This window comes from Amycolatopsis sp. NPDC114503, from assembly GCF_055633655.1.
Window position 1 is genome coordinate 720,755 of sequence record NZ_JBVKDT010000004.1, and the last position, 18,082, is coordinate 738,836.

Genomic DNA, 18,082 nt, shown 5'->3' on the forward strand with positions numbered 1-18,082 from the left:
GCGTTCACGGTCGCGGCGATGTGGGAATCGGTCTCCTGGACATTGTCCTCAAGCGTGTTGCCGAGACGGAGGACTTGTACCGATTCTGAGGTGCGGTGCTGAGCCAAGCCTTATGGCTGCGGCACACTGCGGTTCAGCGCGGTCTTGACCGTCCCCGTCCCGTGCTGTGGGCTGGCGACGCGCATTGCCGGCGGCGGTGGGCTGGCGGGTAGGTTGGCCGGGTGGAGTTCGTGGTTGCCGAAGACGATGTGTGGCTCTCCGTTTTCGGCGTCCTCCCACAGTTCGAGGAGGTATCGGGTGACGACCTCGTGCGAGAGGTCAAAGCGCTCGTCTCCAGGACCGAGGAACTCCACATCACTTGGGACGCATGTGATCGGAGCGTCCGCATCCGGTACAAGCGGTACGCAGAAGTCATCGTCGACATCTACCGGGAACACGCGACCCTGCTCACGATCGAAGCCCATGAAACCGGACCAGTCGTCGTGGTGGAGTACCGCACGGAAGCCAGTCACGGCCGGACACTCGTGCAGCTCCAACCGGCCTTCACGCTGAAGGACACCTTCCTCCGTGTCTGACAGTCCGCATCACCGCGCTGAACACGCCGACAGCTCGTCACCCAGAGACACCACACCCGCCCTCCTTCAAGACCAACCCAGCCCCCTCCACCACGCCGACTAGCACAGACGACCAACACAGTCGCCAGAAGAAAGTGAACGAGAACGCACCCGGTGCCAGGTGAACTCCTAGGTCACGAAGGGTCTTCCCCTCGCGAGCGGGGGTGGTCCCTCCGCTCCGACAGTGGTCTCTAGCGTCTCCCAGCCGTCCCCGCGCGATCGGGGCTGTCCGGAAGGATGAACGTCGAGCGTGACCTCGGGCGCGTTCTCCTCACGCAAGCAGGGATACGATCAGCCAGCCCGTGTTGCGGAGGACGTCCTCGCCGTGCTCCTCGCTAGAACCCAGTTGACATCGTCGACCTCTCCAACCGACAACCGAGCACAGACCGTCCTCGTCACCACGGGTTTGGGACAACACGTCCGCACCGCGAGGCAATGCGGTGGGCATGAAAGCATAATGCGCATTCATGCGAATTTTCCTGGAGCAAAGCTGGAGCAGGACCGTGGTTCCAACTACGCCGAACAGCCTCGAACCGCGCTCAGGTGCGGTCAACTGCGGCGTCCGTCCAGCAGGTTCTCGATAACCGCAGGTCAGGACATCCAGCTAACGCGACCCCCGCAGTACAGGACAGTGCCGCAGCACGACCAGCTGAATAGCTCGACGGAAGCGCTGCCTCAACTACTTTGACACGCTTTCCAAGAATGCAGTCCAGCAGATCATTATCCGCCCACTTTCACGATGCCTATTGACACAGGAAAAGAAGGCTCCGGCGGCAATCAAGCTAAACTTCGCATCTTTAGCTCGACCACCGCGCCCACACGGCACAAGTCGGCACCCGATCGCGGTTCGCCGCACGACGATTGACGTCCGAACGCCGGATCCCGGACAACGCACCATCCGGGGGTCACCACGCCTTTGCGACCTGTCCTCTTCATCGCTGCGATGTTTCACCCGCAGCCCGCATCGATCACTTCAACCTCACCGAACTCGACCCCTGCAAGGCCCGAACCGCGCAGCGATACCTCGAATACTCGCGGCAGCAACCTGCCCGCCCACACCGAACGCGCGCTCGATCATCAACCTAAAAGTGCCACAGGCGCTGCAAGCACGAGTCATGCGACGAATCGAGATCGAGCGGGATCAACCGACGCCAGGACCAACAGCGACCGACGCAGCCCAGCCCAACGGCTCCGAACGGCCACCGGCAACCGCAGCGGACCGCTGGCACCCCCGACAGCCGACCGCTTGGACGACCGTCAAAATCGACACTAAATCGCCCCTGCTTCCGGGCAGCAAAAAAGCCCAGGCCTAAGACCTGGGCTTTGGCTCCCCCGCTTGGACTCGAACCAAGAACCCTCCGGTTAACAGCCGAATGCTCTGCCAGTTGAGCTACAGGGGATCGTGCTTCGCCGGTCCGGATCTCTCCGGGCTGACAGGAAGAACTTTAGCCCATGCCGTTCCGGCCTCGCACAGGGGGGTGGGTCTTCGGCCCGGCGCCGGGGATCCCGCACGGAAGCCGGTTGTGTTGGACAATGGACAGTCGGAAGTCCTGCTGACGAGAGGTGTGTCCGCCGATGAAGAAGTTCCTGCTGGGCGTGGGCCTGGGGTACGTGCTGGGCACCAAGGCCGGCCGGGGACGGTACGAGCAGATCGTGCGCACCTACCGCAAACTGGCCGACCATCCGATGGTCCAGGGCGCGGCCGGGGTGGCGCGGGCGAAGCTCGGCGAGAAGTTCGGGCGCGGGAACGGCTGAGCGGGTCCCGGACAAATCCCCAGCTCAGGCTGGTTTTTCCAGGTGAGCGAGTACCGGCGCAGCACGTGCCGCCGGTATCGCGCTCCTGGCGGCAACCGCCGTGCGTACCTCGCGGTAGCTCATTCGCGGCTGCACGGCCCGGCATGCCGTCCGGGCCGTGTGCTCACGCGAAGAACCTTCACGATCGGCGCGGCCGCGATCGTCGCTGCCCGGTCCGTCACGCTCGCGTCGCGGGCCAGGCCGACGAACACCAACTCGCGGCAGGTCTCACATCCGGGCGAGAGCTGGCTCGAAATCCAGGTGGTGGACCGTGGCGACGGAGCAGATGAAGTCGTAGGCACCGAGGTCAGCGGAGAGAAAGTCTCCCTCGACGGAGGTGTCGGACGATAGCGAACGGGCCTGAGCGACCGCCTCCGGCGACTTGTCGATCCCGGCGGGCGACGTTCGTGTTCCAGTACGACCTCATTCCGGGATCTTCGCGACGAAGAAGATCCGCCGGAATTCGAACCAGGTCGTGCCGTCCGGGCGGGGCGGGTAGGCCTCGTCCAGGAGCGGAGCCAAGTCGTCTTGGAACTCGGCCCAATCAGAGTCGCCCAGCGCCGCGCGGATGGGGCGGAGCGCGGTGCCGGTGATCCACTTCAGGACTGCTCGCGGGCCGGAAAGTTGTTGTACGTACGTGGTTTCCCAGGCGTCGACCAGGCATCCGGCGTCGGCGAGGAGGTTCGCGTAGTCGCGGGGTTCGCCGACTGCGTCTTCGGCGCGCAGAGTGACCGAGGACAGCCGTGAAGCCCACGCCGGAGAAGCGGCCAGCTGACGGCTGATGGCGTGCGAAGGGGCGGAGAAGTTGCCGGGGACCTGCACTGCCAGGACCGCGCCGGCCGGGAGTTCCGTGGCCCAGCGGCGCAGCAGGTCCTCGTGGCCGGGCACCCACTGCAGGACCGCGTTCGAGACGACCACGTCGGTGTCCGGCTTCGGCGTCCACGACCGGACGTCGCCGACCTCGGCGGCCACCCCGCGCTCACGGGCCGCGGCGACCATCTCCGGCGAGCTGTCCATCGCCTCCAGGACAGCGTCCGGCCAGCGGAGCGCCAGGTCCAGGGTCAGGGTGCCGGGGCCGCAGCCCAGGTCGGCCACTCGACGGGGCGAAGCAGCCGAGATTCGCCCGATCAGGTCGTAGAACGGCCGGCCGCGCAGGTCGGAATAGTCCAGGTATTTTGCCGGATCCCACACGAGCAGCCTCCCGCCGAGTAACAGTACAGCCGTACTGAGTACGAGCGTACTGCTACTCGGCGCGGTTGGCCAGCTTCTCCGCGACCTCCGTCGCGACCGCCTCGACCAGCGCCGGGTCGGTGCCCGGGTCGGGACGGACCTGCAGTTCCACGCCGTCGCGACCGGGGACCTTGCGCTGGACGAACCACGCACCGCCCTCGGGGAACTCGTGCCGGTGCCGTCCGCGCACCGAGCCGTCGACCCGGAGGCGGACCTGCTGCGGCACCTTCCCCGGCTGCGGCAGCCGGAACCGCACCGGCTCGCGGTCGGCCAGCACCGCGACCGCCCCCGCCCGCCCGGTCTCCTCCGATTCGGTCAGCGCGAACACGCCGTCGCCCCAGGTCGCCTTGCCCACCAGGTGCCAGCCGACCCGCCGCGTCGTGCCCTCGCCGGACGGGATCCACAGGCCCAGCGACGTCACGACGAGGTGCCCGCCGCCCTCGACCGACGCCGCGGCGACCGGGTCCTCGCCCTCGTCCAGCTTGCCGGGGAACCCCGCGGGCAGCCCGCCGCCGAAGAACCGGTTCAGCAGTCCCACGTCACTCCCACCCGCTCGCCGCCTGCTCGCGCAGCGACTTCCGGTACTGCTCCAGCGCCACCAGGTCGCCGAACAGCGCGCGGTAGTCGTCCGGGGCCTCGACCGGCGACAGCCGCTGCAGCTTCGACTTGATCTCGCCGATCTGCCTGCCGACGAGGTTCTCCTGCACGCCCGCGAGCACGCCGGAGATGTAGCGCGAGTCCACTTCTCCCAAGGCGCGCAACGGTTCCACCGCCAGTTCGCTGAGCACCCGGCGGACCGTCCCTTCCGGACAGTGCCTCGACGCCGCGTCCAGCAGCGCGGGCCCGGTGAGCCCGGACGCCGCCCCTCCCGCCTTCAGCACGGCCAGGTGCACCGCGATGTACACCGGATGCGTGAACGCCTCTTCCGGCAGCGAGTCGTACTCCGGACCGGCGATCGCGGGCTGCTGCAGCGCGGCCTTGAGCGCCTCGCGCTGCCCGGCGAACCGCGGATCGTTCGGCGCGGGACGCGGCAGATCCTGCTTCTCGGGCTCGGGAGCCGGGGCCTCCTGCCGAGCCGCGCCCCGCCGCTGCTGAGGTTCGGCCGGACCGCGCCGGGCCGCCGCTCCGGCCGCGCCGCGCACCCGGTTGACCACCTGCGCGACGTCCTGCCAGCCGACCCACCAGGCGAGCTTCGAGGCGTAGCCGTCCCGGCTGGCCCGGTCCTTGATCGCGGCGACCATCGGGACGGTCTTCTGCAGCGCGGAAACCTGGCCGTCGACCGAATCCAGGTCGAACTGCTTGAGCATGCTCTTGATCACGAACTCGAACAGCGGCGTGCGCCGGGCCACCAGGTCGCGCACCGCGGTGTCGCCCTTCGCGATGCGCAGCTCGCACGGGTCCATCCCGTCCGGCGCGACCGCGATGTAGGTCTGCCCGGCGAACGTCTGGTCGCCCTCGAACGCCTTGAGCGCGGCTTTCTGGCCCGCCTCGTCGCCGTCGAAGGTGAAGATGACCTCGCCGCGGAAGGCGTCGTCGTCCATCATCAGCCTGCGCAGGACCTTCATGTGGTCCTCGCCGAACGCGGTGCCCGAGGATGCCACCGCCGTCGGCACGCCCGCCGCGTGCATCGCCATCACGTCGGTGTAGCCCTCGACCACCACGACCTGGTGCCGTTTCGCGATCTCGCGTTTGGCCTGGTCGAGGCCGAACATGACCTGCGACTTCTTGTAGATCTGCGTTTCGGAGGTGTTGAGGTACTTCGCCGAGATCCGGTCGTCGTCGAACAGCCGCCGCGCGCCGAAGCCGACCACGTCGTTGCCGACGTCGCGGATCGGCCACACCAGCCGCCGGTGGAACCGGTCCATCGGGCCGCGCTGGCCCTCCTTCGACAGGCCGGACGCGATCAGCTCCTTCACCTCGAACCCGCGGTTGAGCAGGTGCTTGGTGAGCTTGTCCCAGCCGCCGGGCGCGAAACCGCAGCCGAACTGCTTGGCCGCGGCGGCGTCGAAACCGCGCTCGGTCAGGAAGTCCCTCGCCGCCCGCGCCTCGTCGGTGCCCAGCTGCTCGATGTAGAACTCGGCCGCCGCCCGGTGCGCCTCGATCAGCCGGGACCGGGTGCCCCGGTCGCGCTGCACCGACGCGCCGCCGCCCTCGTAGGTCAGCCGGATGCCGACCCGGTCGGCGAGCCGCTCCACCGCCTCCACGAACGACACGAGGTCGATCTTCTGAATGAACTTGATGACGTCGCCGCCCTCGCCACAGCCGAAGCAGTGGAAGGTCCCGTGAGTGGGGCGCACGTTGAACGACGGGGTCTTCTCGTTGTGGAACGGGCACAAGCCCTTCAGGCTGCCCCCGCCGGCACGGCGCAGCGCGACGTACTCCCCCACGACCTCGTCGATCCGGTTGCGCTCACGCACCTCCGCGATATCGCTCTCCCGAATCAGTCCTGCCACGACACCACAATAGTTCTCCCCGCCGCCGCGCCGTGCGGCACACTCGGGGACATGAGCACACCGACCGCGCTGGAGGAGTTCGCCGCGGAGTTCGACGCCCACCGGCCGCACCTGATCGCCGCGGCCTACCGGCTCACCGGCACCCGCGCGGACGCCGAGGACGCGACGCAGGAGGCCTGGCTGCGGCTGTCCGGGCTCGACGACGCGGGCCGCGCCGGGATCCGCGACCTGCGCGGCTGGCTGACCGCCGTGGTCGGCCGGATCTGCCTCGACCGGCTGCGGTCGGCGGCGGTGCAGCGCGAGAAGTACGTCGGCGAGTGGCTGCCCGAGCCGATCGTGACGCCGTTCGGCGTGCCCGCGAGCGAGGATCCGCTGGAAGCCGCGGTGCGCGACGACGGCCTGCGCATGGCCGCGATGGTGGTGCTCGACCGGCTCAACCCGGAGCAGCGCGTGGCGTTCGTGCTGCACGACGCGTTCGCGGTGCCGTTCGCCGAGATCGCCGACGTCCTGGGCTGCAGCCCGGCGGCCGCGCGCCAGCACGCCTCCCGCGGCCGCCGCGCGGTCGAGGACTCCGACCCGCCCGCCCGGCTCGAACTGGCGGAGCAGCAGCCGGTGCTGGAGAAGTTCGTGGTCGCGCTGCTGGCGGGCGACATCCGCGCGGTCACCGAACTGCTGCACCCGGACGTGGTCATGATCGGCGATTCCAACGGCCGCTCGCGCACCAGCCGCCGGATGATCGTCGGGCCGGACAAGGTCGCCCGCTTCGTGCTCGGCGTACTGGCGAAGTACGCGCCGGGCACGATGGAGAACGGGCGGCCGGTGCTCGTCAACGGCGATCTCGGCCTGTGGCTGCCGCAGCTGCCCGCGGTCGACGGCTACCTCGCCCTCGACGAGCGCGTGCAGACATTCAGCGTGCGCGACGGCCGCATCGTCGGCGTCTACGACCAGGTCAACCCGGAGAAACTCACTCGCATCACCCGGCCGGAGCAGTAGTCCGTTCCCGCCGTCCGCGTTGGCCTGGCAAGAGCCGCGCCGACTCCATCGACCCTGGCAAACGCAGCTCAACCGCACCCAGAGCGCCGCCTTAAGTCCCCGGCAGCAGAATCTAAGTCCGTCAGGGTTCCCTTCACGGACCTTTCCGGGGTCAGGGCATCGGCACGCGGCAGGCGTCGCCCGAGGTGAAGCCCTGGTCGACGATGCCGAGCGCGCTGTTCATCCGCGCCCGCGAGTTCTCCAGGCCGATCTGATACGTCAGCTCGACCACGCCCTTCTCGCCGAATTCGGCCACCAGCTCGGCGATCTGCTCGTCGGTGACCGTGACGGCCGGGCCGGACATCGCGTCCGCGAGCGCGAGCGCCAGCCGCTCCTGGCGGGTGAACAGCGGCGACGTCGCGTACTCGTCGATGTGCTTGAGCCGGTCGATGTCGAGGCCGTCGTGCCGCTGCAGCATGGTGCCGAAGTCGACGCACCACGAGCAGCCGATCTGCGTCGCGACGCGGTACACGGCGAGTTCCCGCACGTTGGCGGGCAGGTGCTTCGACGCCTTCTCCGCCATCAGCTCGTGCGCGATGCTGGTCCGCAGCAGCCCGCGGTGGTGCGCCACGACGGCCATCGGCTCCGGCACCGCGCCGTACCGCTTCCCGGCGATCCGGTAGAAGAGCTTCAGCACCGGGCCGCCGTCAGTGGCTCGTTTGACCGGGATACGAGGCATGTCGGGTCCTCCTTCTGAGTGGTTCGAGGGAGGAACGGGACAGCCGCGCGAGATGTGACAGCGTCAGCGGCGCCCCGTGATCGGGCGCACATCCCAGATCCACACGCCGTCCACGAACTGCCCGGGTTTGCGCAGCAGGAGGTCGACGGTGGCGCGGTAGGCGTCGCTGTGCTCGCGCGGGATCAGCACCAATACGCTGGCGTTCCAGTAGCGCAGGTCCTCGATCGCCTGGTTCCGGTCGGCGTCGGTGACCTCCTGCGCCTGCTTCGAGTCGCGGACCCGGTCGAACAGCGTCGAGGTCGGCCGCTGGTAGGAGCCGTAGCGGCCGCGTTTGTCGTTCGGGCCCTGCGGGCCGACGAAGTAGCCCTCGGGCATCGCGTACCGCAGGCCGGCGTCCATCTGCCAGTGCAGCGGCTCCGACTCCCCCGAACTCGGCAGCGGCACCGGCACGACGGTGCCGCCGGGCGCGACGTACGTCTGCCAGGTGCCGTCGGCGAAGAACGCGGGCGTCGGCGGGCGTTTCTGCACGAGAAGCTGGGTCGGCGCGACCGGCAGCAGCACAGCCGCGACCGCGCCCAGCCAGATCAGCCGCACCGGCAGCTTCAGCTCGCCCTTCCCGGCCGCGGCGAACACCCGGTCGGTGGCGATCGCCAGCAGCGCGCCGATCGCGGGCACGCACGCCATCGCCAGCCGCGATTCCAGCAGCGATTCGAACAACGGCAGGTCCGCCAGCAGCTTCCACGGACCGGGCACGCCGGTGTTCTCGTGCAGCACGGTGATCTCGGAGCCGAGCGAAAGCCAGGCCATCAGGAACATCGAGATCGCCAGCGAACGCGCCACGACCTCGCGCCACAGCCACGCCGTGACCACGACCATCAGCACGATCAGCGGCCAGCCGAAGAACGCGTTCTCCTCGGTGCGGTTCAGCGACACCGCGGCCGCCGCCTCCGGCTGCCCGGACACCGACTGGGTCGCGAACCGGGTCATCGCGGCGGTGTCGTTGCCGACCTGGCCGTGCTCCAGCCCGGTGTAGCTGTCCGGGCCGAAGAACTGCCACCACAACGGGAACGCGACGACCACCAGCGTCAGCACCACCGCGATGCCGCCGCCGAGCAGCACCGGCCGCACCATCGCTTTGACCTCGCGGCGCCGCGAAGCGCAGTAGGAGACCGCGAAGATCAGGAAGCCGAGCGCGAAGATCAGCAGCGGCTCTTCGCCGAGGAAAATCTGGTACGCGGTGAGCACGCCGAGCCAGATCCCGTTGCGCACCGGGCGCTTGCCCTGCGCCAGCTGGATCACCTTGAGCGCGATGAACGGCAGCAGGAACCACGCGACGAAGTTCGGATGGGCGTTGGCGTGCGAGATCATCGGCGGCGCGAAGCCGGCGAACGCGCCGCCGATCGCCGCGGACACCCGGTGCCGCACCAAATGCCGGGAGAACACCCAGTACCAGGCCGCCGCGCTGCCGGCGAGGCTGCCGGTGAGGGCGATCGCCCAGGTGGCCGTCGGGCCGAAGGCGAGCGTGATCGGGGTGAGCGGGATGCCCAGGCCCAGCATGGCCGTGTTGGCCATCATGTTCACGCCGAGCGGGTAGTTCTGCAGTCCGCTGGTGAGCGGGTTTTCCAGGTGCTGCACCGATTTCGCGGTGACCGCGAAGAACCATTCCCACAGGTTCTGGTCCGACGCGCTGTTCCACAGGTAGCCCTGGCCGAGGTCGGCCCACAGGCCGCCGAACAGGAGCACGGAGAACGCCAGGTACGCGCCGATGATCCCGGCGTCGGCCCAGGACCGGCGCATCCGCGGTTCGGCGGCGACCGCGGTCGCGCCGGGTTCGCGAGGCGGTGCTTCAGGTTTAGCTTCGGGGTTTGCTTCGGGCCGGAACACGCTCACGCGGGGCGCACCACCCGCGCGAAGAAGTACACCGCGCCGGTTTCGGCGTGGCGGACGAGCAGCAGAAACGGCCGGTCGACCCGGACTTCGAGCGGGTCGCCGGAGATGAGCGACAAGGTGCGCATCTGGACCGCAGTGGCGGCCGCGCCCTCCAGGCCTTGTTCGTCCAGGCGCAGCACGGCCTGGTGCAGGATGCTGTCCACCCACAACGGCCGGTCGCGGGTAAGGCCGGTGAGGTCGGCGTCCTGGGCGAACAGCTCCCGGACGCCGAGGCCCTGCAACGCCCGTTCGAGGTCCGCGCGGACGTCGAGCGAGATCTTGGGCAGCGAGAGCTGGATCTTGTGCTGCTTCGGGCTTTCCAGCAGCCCGCGCAGTGCTTGCGCGTCGAGCGCGGCTTCGGCGCTGTCGAGGTCGCCGTCCGGCAGCAGGATCACCGTCTCGACGCCGCCCTCGGCGGTCAGCCGGACGACCTGCCAGCCGTTTTCGTGCGCGTAGCCGACAGATTCGTCCAGGTGCATCGTCGGCACCTGGCGTACGCCATCGGGAGTGTGGAAGTCGGCGTCCGCGGTGGCGTGCTCTGGGAACGGGTGCCGCCAGGCGGTTTTCAGGTAGAGCGCGTTGACCAGGCTGGCGCGCGTGTGCGGGTGGATCGCGCCTTCGGGCAGCAGCTCCGGGATCAGCCCGTGAGTGGTCTGGTCCACGTCGGCGTTGATCCGCTGGCGCGCGCCCTCGGGGTCGGTTTCGAACGGAGCGGTCTCGGCTTTGCCGCCAGGCCAGCGCACGAGCGCGGCCTGGAAGCTGTCCTCGACGGTGATCCGGTCCGAGGCCCAGAGCGTGTTCGCGACCGCCAGCTGGGCCTTGTCGCCCAGCTCGGCCGCGGCGTGGAGCAGTCCGCTCTGGTCGCGGCCGAGCACGGCGACCAGTTCTTCCGCGGTGCGTCCGCGCGCGGCCTGTTCGGCTAGACCGAGCGCGCTCGCCGCCGAGTAGGGCGAAAGACATGCGTCGGTTCCCGGGGGCGCGGTCGCACCGTGCAACGCCAGGGTGAAAGTGAGGTGGCTGTCCAGGGCCATGCGGCGACCGTACCGGAACGGGTGGTTCCGCGGCTCACGGTTCGGCAGGCGGTGCCGTTCCGTGCCGTCCGGTGTGCCAGCGATGCCATTCGTACGCCTGCGCGTCGGTGAGCGACGCCACCTGGTCCACCACCACCCGCAACCGCGCCGCGTCGTCTGTCGCCGCGTCCCACGCCGGCACCAGCAGCGGGTCCAGCGCCTCGGGCGCGCGCCGGCACAACGCCGCTACCAGCTCGGTAATGACCTCCCGCTGCCCGTCCTGCATCGCCAGCCGGCGGCGATCGCTCATCACGTACCGCAGCGCCAGCGCCTTGAGCAGCGCTACCTCCGCCCCGACCTGCTCCGGCACCGCCAGCCGCGCCGCGTACCGGGTGAGCGGGCCCTCGCCGTAGCCCGCGCGGGTGCCGGTGACCGCGGCCGAGGCGAACCGGCCGACGAGTTCGCTGGTGAGCCGCTTGAGCGCGACCTGGGCGCGCAGCGAACCGTCCGGCTCCGCGCGCACCAGCTCGGCGACCACCGGCAGGTCGAGCAGCTCCTTCGCCGCACCCTCCAAAGTGGACACCGACAGCGTGGAGAAATGCCGGGAAGCGGCCTCGGCGACCGCCGCGCGTTCCTCCGGATCGGCCAGCAGCCGCAACCGGATCCGGCCGGCCAGCACCCCGTCCTCGACGTCGTGCACCGAGTAGGCCACGTCGTCCGCCCAGTCCATGATCTGCGCCTCCAGGCACCGGCGCAGGCCCGGCGCGCCCTCGCGGATCCAGCCGAACACCCCGGTGTCGTCCGGGTACACGCCGTATTTCGGCTCCCCGGAGCGGCGCGGCCACGGGTATTTCGTGGCGGCGTCGAGACACGCCCTGGTGAGGTTGAGCCCGGCCGTCGAGCCGTCGGGGCCGACTGCCTTGGGCTCCAGCCTCGTGAGGATGCGCAGCGTCTGCGCGTTGCCCTCGAACCCGCCGCACGCCTGGGCCGCCTGGTCGAGCGCGCGTTCGCCGTTGTGGCCGAACGGCGGGTGCCCGATGTCGTGCGCCAGCCCCGCGGTGTCGACCAGGTCCGGGTCCGCGCCCAGCTCCTCGGCGATGCCGCGGCCGATCTGCGCGACCTCCAGCGAATGCGTGAGCCGGGTCCGCGGCGCGCCGCTGACCTCCGCGCCCTCGCCGGGGCCGACCACCTGGGTTTTTCCCGCCAGCCTGCGCAGCGCGGCGGAATGCAGCACCCGCGCGCGGTCGCGGGCGAACGCGCTGCGCCCGTCCGGCCGCGCACCGGCCAGCGCCGCGCCCTTGGGTTCCTCGGCCAGCACGCGGGCGCGGTCGTGCTCGCGGTAGCCGTCACTCACCCCGCCAGCTTAGGCGCGGGGACCGACAATTCAGCCCATCGTCGTGCCGAACAGGTCGTCCGCGGGCGACTTGGTGAGCTCGTAGAACAGCAGCGCCCCGGTTTCGCGGAAGATGTAGCGGACCTGCGTCGAGCGCTCCTGCACGATCGGCCCGCTGTGCGTCGGCGCGGTCCACGCTTCCAGCCCGAGGTCCTCGGTCATCGCCCGCGACCGGTAGGAATGCCACGGATCGCTGACCAGCACCACCGAATGCCACCCGCGCGCCTTCACCTGATCGGCGACCGCGCGGAGACTGCGCAGGGTGTCATTGCCCTCGCCGACCGGCAGCGTCGCGGCTTCCGGCACGCCGTGTTTGGTCAGCCACCGAGCGCCCGCCGTCGCCTCGGTGTAGTTGTCGCGGGTCTTCTTGCCGCCAGCGGTGATGACGGTCTTCGAGACGCCGTCGGCGTAGAGCTGGCGCGCCTTCTCCAGCCGGGCGGTGAAGATCTCCGACGGCTTGCCGTTGTACTGCGCGGCGCCCAGCACGACGATCGCGTCCGCCGGGGTGCGGTCGTTCTCGCGCGCGACCTGCCACACGCGGAACGCGGTACCGCCGATGACCGCGACGAGGGCCAGCACCGCACCGAAAACGATGCGGCGCACCCAGTTTCCCGCAGTGGGACCAGTCCACGCATCCATGGCGGCCATCCTCGCAGAACCGCTGCCGAGGGTCGGGAAGGCGCCCCGATGCCACTCTGAGTGGGTCCCTCGAGCCCGCCTGCGTACGTTCCCACTGCGGCCTTCGACGCGCTCGCGTGCCGTGGCATCGGGTGCATCCCCAACGCACCCGACGCGACGGTGGCGTATTCACTGCCGCATCGGAGTTCTTCGCCGTGCGCCCGCGCCCTTAAAGCCAGCCGCGTTCCTCCGACAACCGCACCGCCTCCGCACGGGTGCGCGCGCCCGTCTTCCCGATCGCCGACGACAGATGGTTGCGCACCGTTCCGTCGGACAGGAAAAGGGATTTCGCGATATCCGCGACCGTGCTGCCGTCCTTGGCCGCGCTCAGGACGTCGCGTTCCCGGGCGGTCAGCGGGCTCGTTCCGGTGGCGAGCGATTCCGCGGCCAGCGCCGGGTCGACCACCCGCAGTCCACTGTGGACTCGACGCACCGCCTCGACGAGCTGCTCCGGCGGCGCGTCCTTGACCACGAACCCGGCCGCGCCCGCCGCCATCGCCCTGGCCAGGTAGCCGGGGCGGCCGAAGGTCGTGCAGATGATCACCCGGCACGCCGGCAGCGCGGTTTTCAGCTCGGCCGCCGCGGTGAGGCCGTCCATGCCGGGCATCTGCACGTCGAGCAGGGCGACGTCCGGCGCCGTTTCCTTCGCCGCGGCCACCACCTCGTCGCCGCTGCCGACCTGGGCCACGACTTCGATGTCGGCTTCCAGGCCGAGCACGGTGGCCAGCGCCCCGCGCACCATCGCCTGGTCGTCGGCAAGCAGCACCCGGATCACGCCAGTCCTCCAGCGGGTTCGGCCCGCACCGCGACGGCGGATCCGTCCGGGCTCGGCTCCGGGACCTCGGCCCGGACGACCCATCCTCCCCCGGGCCGCACCCGCGTCGTCACCGTGCCCCCGACCGCGCCCAGCCGTTCGGACAATCCCCGCAACCCGTTGCCCGGCGTGACGTCCCCCGTCGCGCAGCCGTTGTCCTCGATCTCCAGCCAGTCGCGGCCCAGCCGCACCTTCACCGACTTCGCGCCGGAATGTCGCAGCACGTTGGTGATCGCCTCGCGCAGCACGGAGCCGAACGTGCTGTGCAGCTCCGCGCGCACGTTGTCCACCGCGTGCGGCAGTTCGGCCTCGATCTCCGCCGCGCGCAACGCCGCCCGCGCCCCCGCGATCTCGGCGGGCAGCGACACTTCCCGGTACTCCGTCACCGTCGCCCGCACATCCGACAGCGCCGAACGGCTCAGCCCTTCGACCTCGTGGATCTCCTGCACCGCCCGGTCGATGTCGCCGGAGCTTTCCAGCACCCGCCGGGCGAGCCCTGCCTTCACCGTGATCGTGGTGAGGCTGTGCCCGAGCAGATCGTGCAGATCCCGGGCGACCCGCTCGCGTTCGGTGGCGACCGCGAGCGTCGCGATCTCCTTGTTCGCCAGCTCCAGCCGCCGGATCGCCCGGATCAGGTTGGACATGAAGAACATCGCCAGCGTGACCGAGCCGACCGTGGTCACGTCGCTCATCCGGTCGGCCAGATCTCCTCGCGAGTACAGCACCAGCACCAGCAGGCCCAGCGCCGCCCCGTCGAAGATGACCGCCCAGGCGGCCGGGAACAGGAAGGCGAGCGTCGCGGTGGCGTAGAGCAGGACGTACGGGCTGGCGTCGGTGAGCAGTGCGCTCAGCAGACCCAGCACCAGCATGACCCCGCCGAACCAGAGCTTCACCCGCCGCGGCTTGCCGAAGAGCGCGGGGAACGCCGCGTAGCAGACGGCGTAGGCGTAGGTCGCCACGCCGAGCAGAATCCGCGCCCACAGCGGCCCGGGATGCTCGACCAGGCCGCGGGTCGCCGGGATCAAGAAGGGCAGGAGGAACGCCGCGGAGAAGATCGCCCAGCCCGGCCTGCTCGGCGCGCGCCGCGCATCCGGCAGCGGGTCGTCCCACCACGCCTCCCGGTCGCTGAGCGCGTACCGGCGGCGGACCGGTTTCCCGGTCGTCGCCTCTCGGCCGAGTGGCCACACGTCGTTCTTCCCTCCCCGCCCGGTCAAACCCGCGCGCTGTCCTTACGGTATCGCCTGACCACGACAATCCCGAGCGCCAGCGTCCACGCGCCGAGCACGCCGACCGCCGTCGGCAAGCTCACCAGCAGCTGGTTCGTCACCGCCGGCCGGACCAGTCCGAGGACCCAGTAGGTCGGCATGATCTGCGCGACGTCGTGCATCCAGGACGGCATGCCCTCCAGCGGGATCCAGAGCCCGCCGAGGAATCCGACGCCGAGGGTCACGATCATGCTGATCGGCTGCATCGACTCCGGCGTGCCGAACTGGCCCAGCAGCAGTCCGAGCAGCACCAGCGGAAGAGTGCCGAGGAAAATGCCGAGGAAGATCCGCAGCCAGCCCGCCGGGTCGAGGCGCACGCCCTGGGTGAAGGCGGCGATCGCCGGGACGAGAATCAGCGCGGGCAGCCCGGCGAGCATTCCGGACAGCGCCTTGCCGCCGAGGTAGCCCGCACCGGACAACGGGGTCAGACGTAGCTGCCGCTGCCAGCCGCCGGCCCGCTCGATCGCGAGCCGGGCGCCGTTCGTGGTGGCCGCGGCGAAGGTGCCGAACGTCATCATGTTGACCATGAGCACGCCCGCCACCGCGACGTGGTCCGGCGCGGACTTGTCGGTGAACACCGTGGCCTGCAACAGGAACATGATGACCGGGAAGGCCACGACGAAGACCAGGAACCGCGGCGAGCGGAACAGCCTGCGGGTTTCGACGACCAGGTAGGCGGGATTCATCGGACTGCTTCTTCCGTTTCGTCGGAGGTCAGGGAAAGGAACGCGCCTTCGAGACCGACCGCGCCGATTTCGATGTCGTGCACGGCCGGGACGGCGGCGAGCAACGCGCGCAAAGTGGTGTCGGAGTCCGAACTGGACAGTGCGACGCGTTCGCCGCGCAGTTCGAAGGACGTGACCGCGGGGAGCGTCGAGACCAGCTGGTCGCTGACCCCGGCCGGCAGCACCGCGCGGATGGTGCGGCCTCCGGCGAGGGCGCGGACCTCCGCGACAGAACCGTCGGCGACGACCTCCCCGGCCCGCATCAGCACCACGCGGTCGGCGAATTCCTCCGCCTCTTCCAGGTAATGGGTCGCGAACAGCACGGTGCGGCCGGTGTCGGTGAACGAGTACATCGACTTCCAGAACTCGCGCCTGCTGCCGACGTCCATCGCCGCGGTCGGCTCGTCGAGCACGAGCAGATCGGGATCGGACACCAGCGCGACCGCGAACCGCACGCGCTGCTTCTGCCCGCCGGAAAGCTTGTTGGCCCGCCGGTCGGCGATGTCCTCGACACCGGCGCTGCGCAGCGCGTCGCGCACCGGCATCGGACGGCGGTGCAGTTTCGCGACGAGACCGACGGTTTCGCGCACGGTCAGGTCGTCCAGCAGCGTGCCGCCCTGCAGCATCGCGCCGATCATCCCGGCGCGCACCGCGTCGGCGGGCGTCTGGCCGAACACCGAAACGGTGCCCTCGTCGGGTTTCGTGAGCCCCAGAATCATGTCCACGGTGGTCGATTTGCCCGCCCCGTTGGGTCCGAGCAGCGCCACCACTTCCCCCGGCGCGATGGTCAGGTCGACGTGCTTGACCGCGCGCACGTCGCCGTAGCGCTTCGCGATCCCGCCCAGCCGGATCGCCGCCCCCGCCGCGACTGCCTGTGTGTTGTCCATGCGGTGAAGCGTGCCGCGCTGGGGAGGCCGATACGCAGGCCGAGCGTCACGACCCGACCATGACAGGTGTCAGGGGGCGCCGGGGGCGAAATGCCGGACGACCCTCCCCCGCAATGCGGGAAAGGGCCGTCCGGAGGGGTTTTCGCGTCGGTCAGCAGCCGATCAGGCGACCGGCCAGGTACGACTCGACCTGGTCGATCGAGATGCGCTCCTGGCTCATGCTGTCGCGCTCGCGGACCGTCACGGCGTTGTCCTCGAGCGTGTCGAAGTCGACCGTGACGCAGTACGGCGTGCCGATCTCGTCCTGGCGGCGGTACCGGCGGCCGATCGCCTGGGCGTCGTCGAAGTCGACGTTCCAGTGCTTGCGCAGCCGCGCGGCCAGGTCGCGCGCCTTCGGCGACAGGTCGGCGTTGCGCGACAGCGGCAGCACCGCGGCCTTGAACGGCGCGAGCCGCGGGTCGAGGTGCAGCACGGTGCGCTTGTCGGTGCCGCCCTTGGCGTTCGGCACCTCTTCCTCGTCGTACGCGTCGACCAGGAACGCCATCATCGAACGGCCGACGCCCGCGGCGGGCTCGATCACGAACGGCCGGTAACGCTGGCCCGAGGCCTGGTCGAAGAACGACAGGTCCACGCCCGAGTGGTTCGAGTGCGTGGTCAGGTCGAAGTCGGTGCGGTTGGCGATGCCTTCGAGCTCGCCCCACTCCTGGCCGGCGTTGAACGCGAACCGGTACTCGATGTCGACGGTGCGCTTCGCGTAGTGCGAGAGCTTTTCCTTCGGGTGCTCGAAGTGGCGCAGGTTCTCGGCCTTGATGCCGAGGTCCTTGTACCAGTCGGTGCGCGCGTCGATCCAGTACTGGTGCCACTGCTCGTCGTCGCCCGGCTCGACGAAGAACTCCATCTCCATCTGCTCGAACTCGCGCGTGCGGAAGATGAAGTTGCCCGGCGTGATCTCGTTGCGGAAGGACTTGCCGATCTGGCCGATGCCGAACGGCGGCTTCTTGCGCGAGGCCTTCTGCACGTTGAGGAAGTTCACGAAGATGCCCTGCGCGGTCTCCGGACGGAGATAGTGCAGGCCTTCCTCGGACTCGACCGGGCCGAGGTGCGTCTTCAGCATCATGTTGAAGTCGCGCGGCTCGGTGTACTTGCCGCGGGTGCCGCAGTTCGGGCACGGCACCTCGGACAGGTCGTCCTCGGTGGTCGCCTTGCCGGTGCGCGCCTCGAAGTCCTCGGCGAGCTGGTCGGCGCGGAACCGCTTGTGGCACGAAAGGCATTCGATCAGCGGGTCGGTGAACACGTTCACGTGGCCCGAGGCGACCCAGACCTGGCGCGGCAGGATCACCGACGAGTCGATGCCGACGACGTCTTCGCGGCTCTGCACGACGGTCTTCCACCACTGGCGCTTGATGTTGTCCTTCAGCTCAACGCCGAGCGGCCCGTAGTCCCACGCCGACTTGGTGCCGCCGTAGATGTCTCCCGACGGGAAGACGAAGCCACGGTGCTTGCACAGGCTGACGACGGTTTCGATTTTGTTGGCGGGCACTCCACGCTCCGGACGCATGCGGGGACAGTTATCGGAAGG

The 18,082-nt window shown here is 69.7% G+C and carries 17 protein-coding genes and 1 tRNA gene; 3 read left to right on the forward strand and 15 right to left on the reverse strand.

Features of this window, described 5'->3' with window-relative positions; all coding sequences use genetic code 11:
* Window positions 1–221: 221 nt before the first annotated feature.
* Window positions 222–575 (forward strand): hypothetical protein, encoded by a 354-nt coding sequence (locus ACZ7OI_RS20355; protein WP_470265752.1) that lies wholly within the window; start codon window positions 222–224, stop codon window positions 573–575.
* Window positions 576–1,938: 1,363 nt separating this feature from the next.
* Here the strand turns inward: ACZ7OI_RS20355 and ACZ7OI_RS20360 are convergent.
* A tRNA-Asn gene (locus tag ACZ7OI_RS20360) sits at window positions 1,939–2,014 on the reverse strand.
* 175 nt (window positions 2,015–2,189) lie between these two features.
* Between ACZ7OI_RS20360 and ACZ7OI_RS20365 the strand changes: the two genes are divergently transcribed.
* Window positions 2,190–2,369: a hypothetical protein gene (locus ACZ7OI_RS20365; RefSeq protein ID WP_067586600.1), complete on the forward strand. Its 180-nt coding sequence runs from the start codon at window positions 2,190–2,192 to the stop codon at window positions 2,367–2,369.
* A 267-nt stretch (window positions 2,370–2,636) separates the two neighbouring features.
* Here the strand turns inward: ACZ7OI_RS20365 and ACZ7OI_RS20370 are convergent, their stop codons facing one another.
* The 4 genes from ACZ7OI_RS20370 to dnaG are packed head-to-tail and all read right to left on the reverse strand — an operon-like array spanning window position 2,637 to window position 6,091.
* The gene (locus tag ACZ7OI_RS20370; protein WP_470265994.1) at window positions 2,637–2,798 is read right to left on the reverse strand and encodes a class I SAM-dependent methyltransferase; all 162 of its coding nucleotides are present in this window, start codon (window positions 2,796–2,798) and stop codon (window positions 2,637–2,639) included.
* Window positions 2,799–2,831: 33 nt separating this feature from the next.
* Window positions 2,832–3,599 (reverse strand): trans-aconitate 2-methyltransferase, encoded by a 768-nt coding sequence (locus tag ACZ7OI_RS20375; protein WP_470265753.1) that lies wholly within the window; start codon window positions 3,597–3,599, stop codon window positions 2,832–2,834.
* A gap of 52 nt (window positions 3,600–3,651) precedes the next feature.
* Window positions 3,652–4,176 carry a hypothetical protein gene (locus tag ACZ7OI_RS20380; protein WP_470265754.1) on the reverse strand — a complete coding sequence of 175 codons (525 nt, stop codon included), beginning with the start codon at window positions 4,174–4,176 and terminating at the stop codon, window positions 3,652–3,654.
* Window position 4,177: 1 nt separating this feature from the next.
* Window positions 4,178–6,091: a DNA primase gene (gene dnaG, locus ACZ7OI_RS20385; protein ID WP_470265755.1), complete on the reverse strand. Its 1,914-nt coding sequence runs from the start codon at window positions 6,089–6,091 to the stop codon at window positions 4,178–4,180.
* 51 nt (window positions 6,092–6,142) lie between these two features.
* Between dnaG and ACZ7OI_RS20390 the strand changes: the two genes are divergently transcribed.
* The gene (locus ACZ7OI_RS20390; RefSeq protein WP_470265756.1) at window positions 6,143–7,084 is read left to right on the forward strand and encodes a sigma-70 family RNA polymerase sigma factor; all 942 of its coding nucleotides are present in this window, start codon (window positions 6,143–6,145) and stop codon (window positions 7,082–7,084) included.
* Between the two features lie 151 nt (window positions 7,085–7,235).
* Here ACZ7OI_RS20390 and ACZ7OI_RS20395 read toward each other — a convergent pair whose 3' ends face one another.
* From ACZ7OI_RS20395 to ACZ7OI_RS20440, 10 genes are all read right to left on the reverse strand, one after another.
* Entirely contained in the window at window positions 7,236–7,802 is a 567-nt protein-coding gene (locus tag ACZ7OI_RS20395) for a carboxymuconolactone decarboxylase family protein (RefSeq protein ID WP_470265757.1), read from the reverse strand.
* 63 nt (window positions 7,803–7,865) lie between these two features.
* Complete coding sequence (locus ACZ7OI_RS20400) at window positions 7,866–9,599, reverse strand: glycosyl transferase (RefSeq protein ID WP_470265995.1); 1,734 nt, start codon at window positions 9,597–9,599, stop codon at window positions 7,866–7,868.
* Between the two features lie 89 nt (window positions 9,600–9,688).
* Complete coding sequence (locus tag ACZ7OI_RS20405; RefSeq protein ID WP_470265758.1) at window positions 9,689–10,762, reverse strand: serpin family protein; 1,074 nt, start codon at window positions 10,760–10,762, stop codon at window positions 9,689–9,691.
* A gap of 34 nt (window positions 10,763–10,796) precedes the next feature.
* A complete protein-coding gene (locus ACZ7OI_RS20410) occupies window positions 10,797–12,095 on the reverse strand; it encodes a deoxyguanosinetriphosphate triphosphohydrolase (RefSeq protein WP_470265759.1) in 1,299 nt (432 codons plus the stop codon).
* Between the two features lie 30 nt (window positions 12,096–12,125).
* A complete protein-coding gene (locus tag ACZ7OI_RS20415) occupies window positions 12,126–12,773 on the reverse strand; it encodes a YdcF family protein (protein WP_470265760.1) in 648 nt (215 codons plus the stop codon).
* A gap of 208 nt (window positions 12,774–12,981) precedes the next feature.
* Window positions 12,982–13,587 carry a response regulator transcription factor gene (locus ACZ7OI_RS20420; protein ID WP_009080931.1) on the reverse strand — a complete coding sequence of 202 codons (606 nt, stop codon included), beginning with the start codon at window positions 13,585–13,587 and terminating at the stop codon, window positions 12,982–12,984.
* Window positions 13,584–14,813 carry a sensor histidine kinase gene (locus ACZ7OI_RS20425; RefSeq protein WP_470265761.1) on the reverse strand — a complete coding sequence of 410 codons (1,230 nt, stop codon included), beginning with the start codon at window positions 14,811–14,813 and terminating at the stop codon, window positions 13,584–13,586. The genes ACZ7OI_RS20420 and ACZ7OI_RS20425 overlap by 4 nt, the downstream gene beginning before the upstream one ends.
* A gap of 23 nt (window positions 14,814–14,836) precedes the next feature.
* A complete protein-coding gene (locus tag ACZ7OI_RS20430) occupies window positions 14,837–15,577 on the reverse strand; it encodes an ABC transporter permease (protein ID WP_470265762.1) in 741 nt (246 codons plus the stop codon).
* Window positions 15,574–16,503, reverse strand: coding sequence for an ABC transporter ATP-binding protein (locus tag ACZ7OI_RS20435; protein WP_470265763.1), 930 nt, complete (start codon window positions 16,501–16,503; stop codon window positions 15,574–15,576). Before ACZ7OI_RS20435 ends, ACZ7OI_RS20430 begins: the two co-directional genes overlap by 4 nt.
* Before the next feature lie 151 nt (window positions 16,504–16,654).
* Window positions 16,655–18,043: a glycine--tRNA ligase gene (locus ACZ7OI_RS20440; protein ID WP_470265764.1), complete on the reverse strand. Its 1,389-nt coding sequence runs from the start codon at window positions 18,041–18,043 to the stop codon at window positions 16,655–16,657.
* Between the last annotated feature and the right edge of the window lie 39 nt (window positions 18,044–18,082).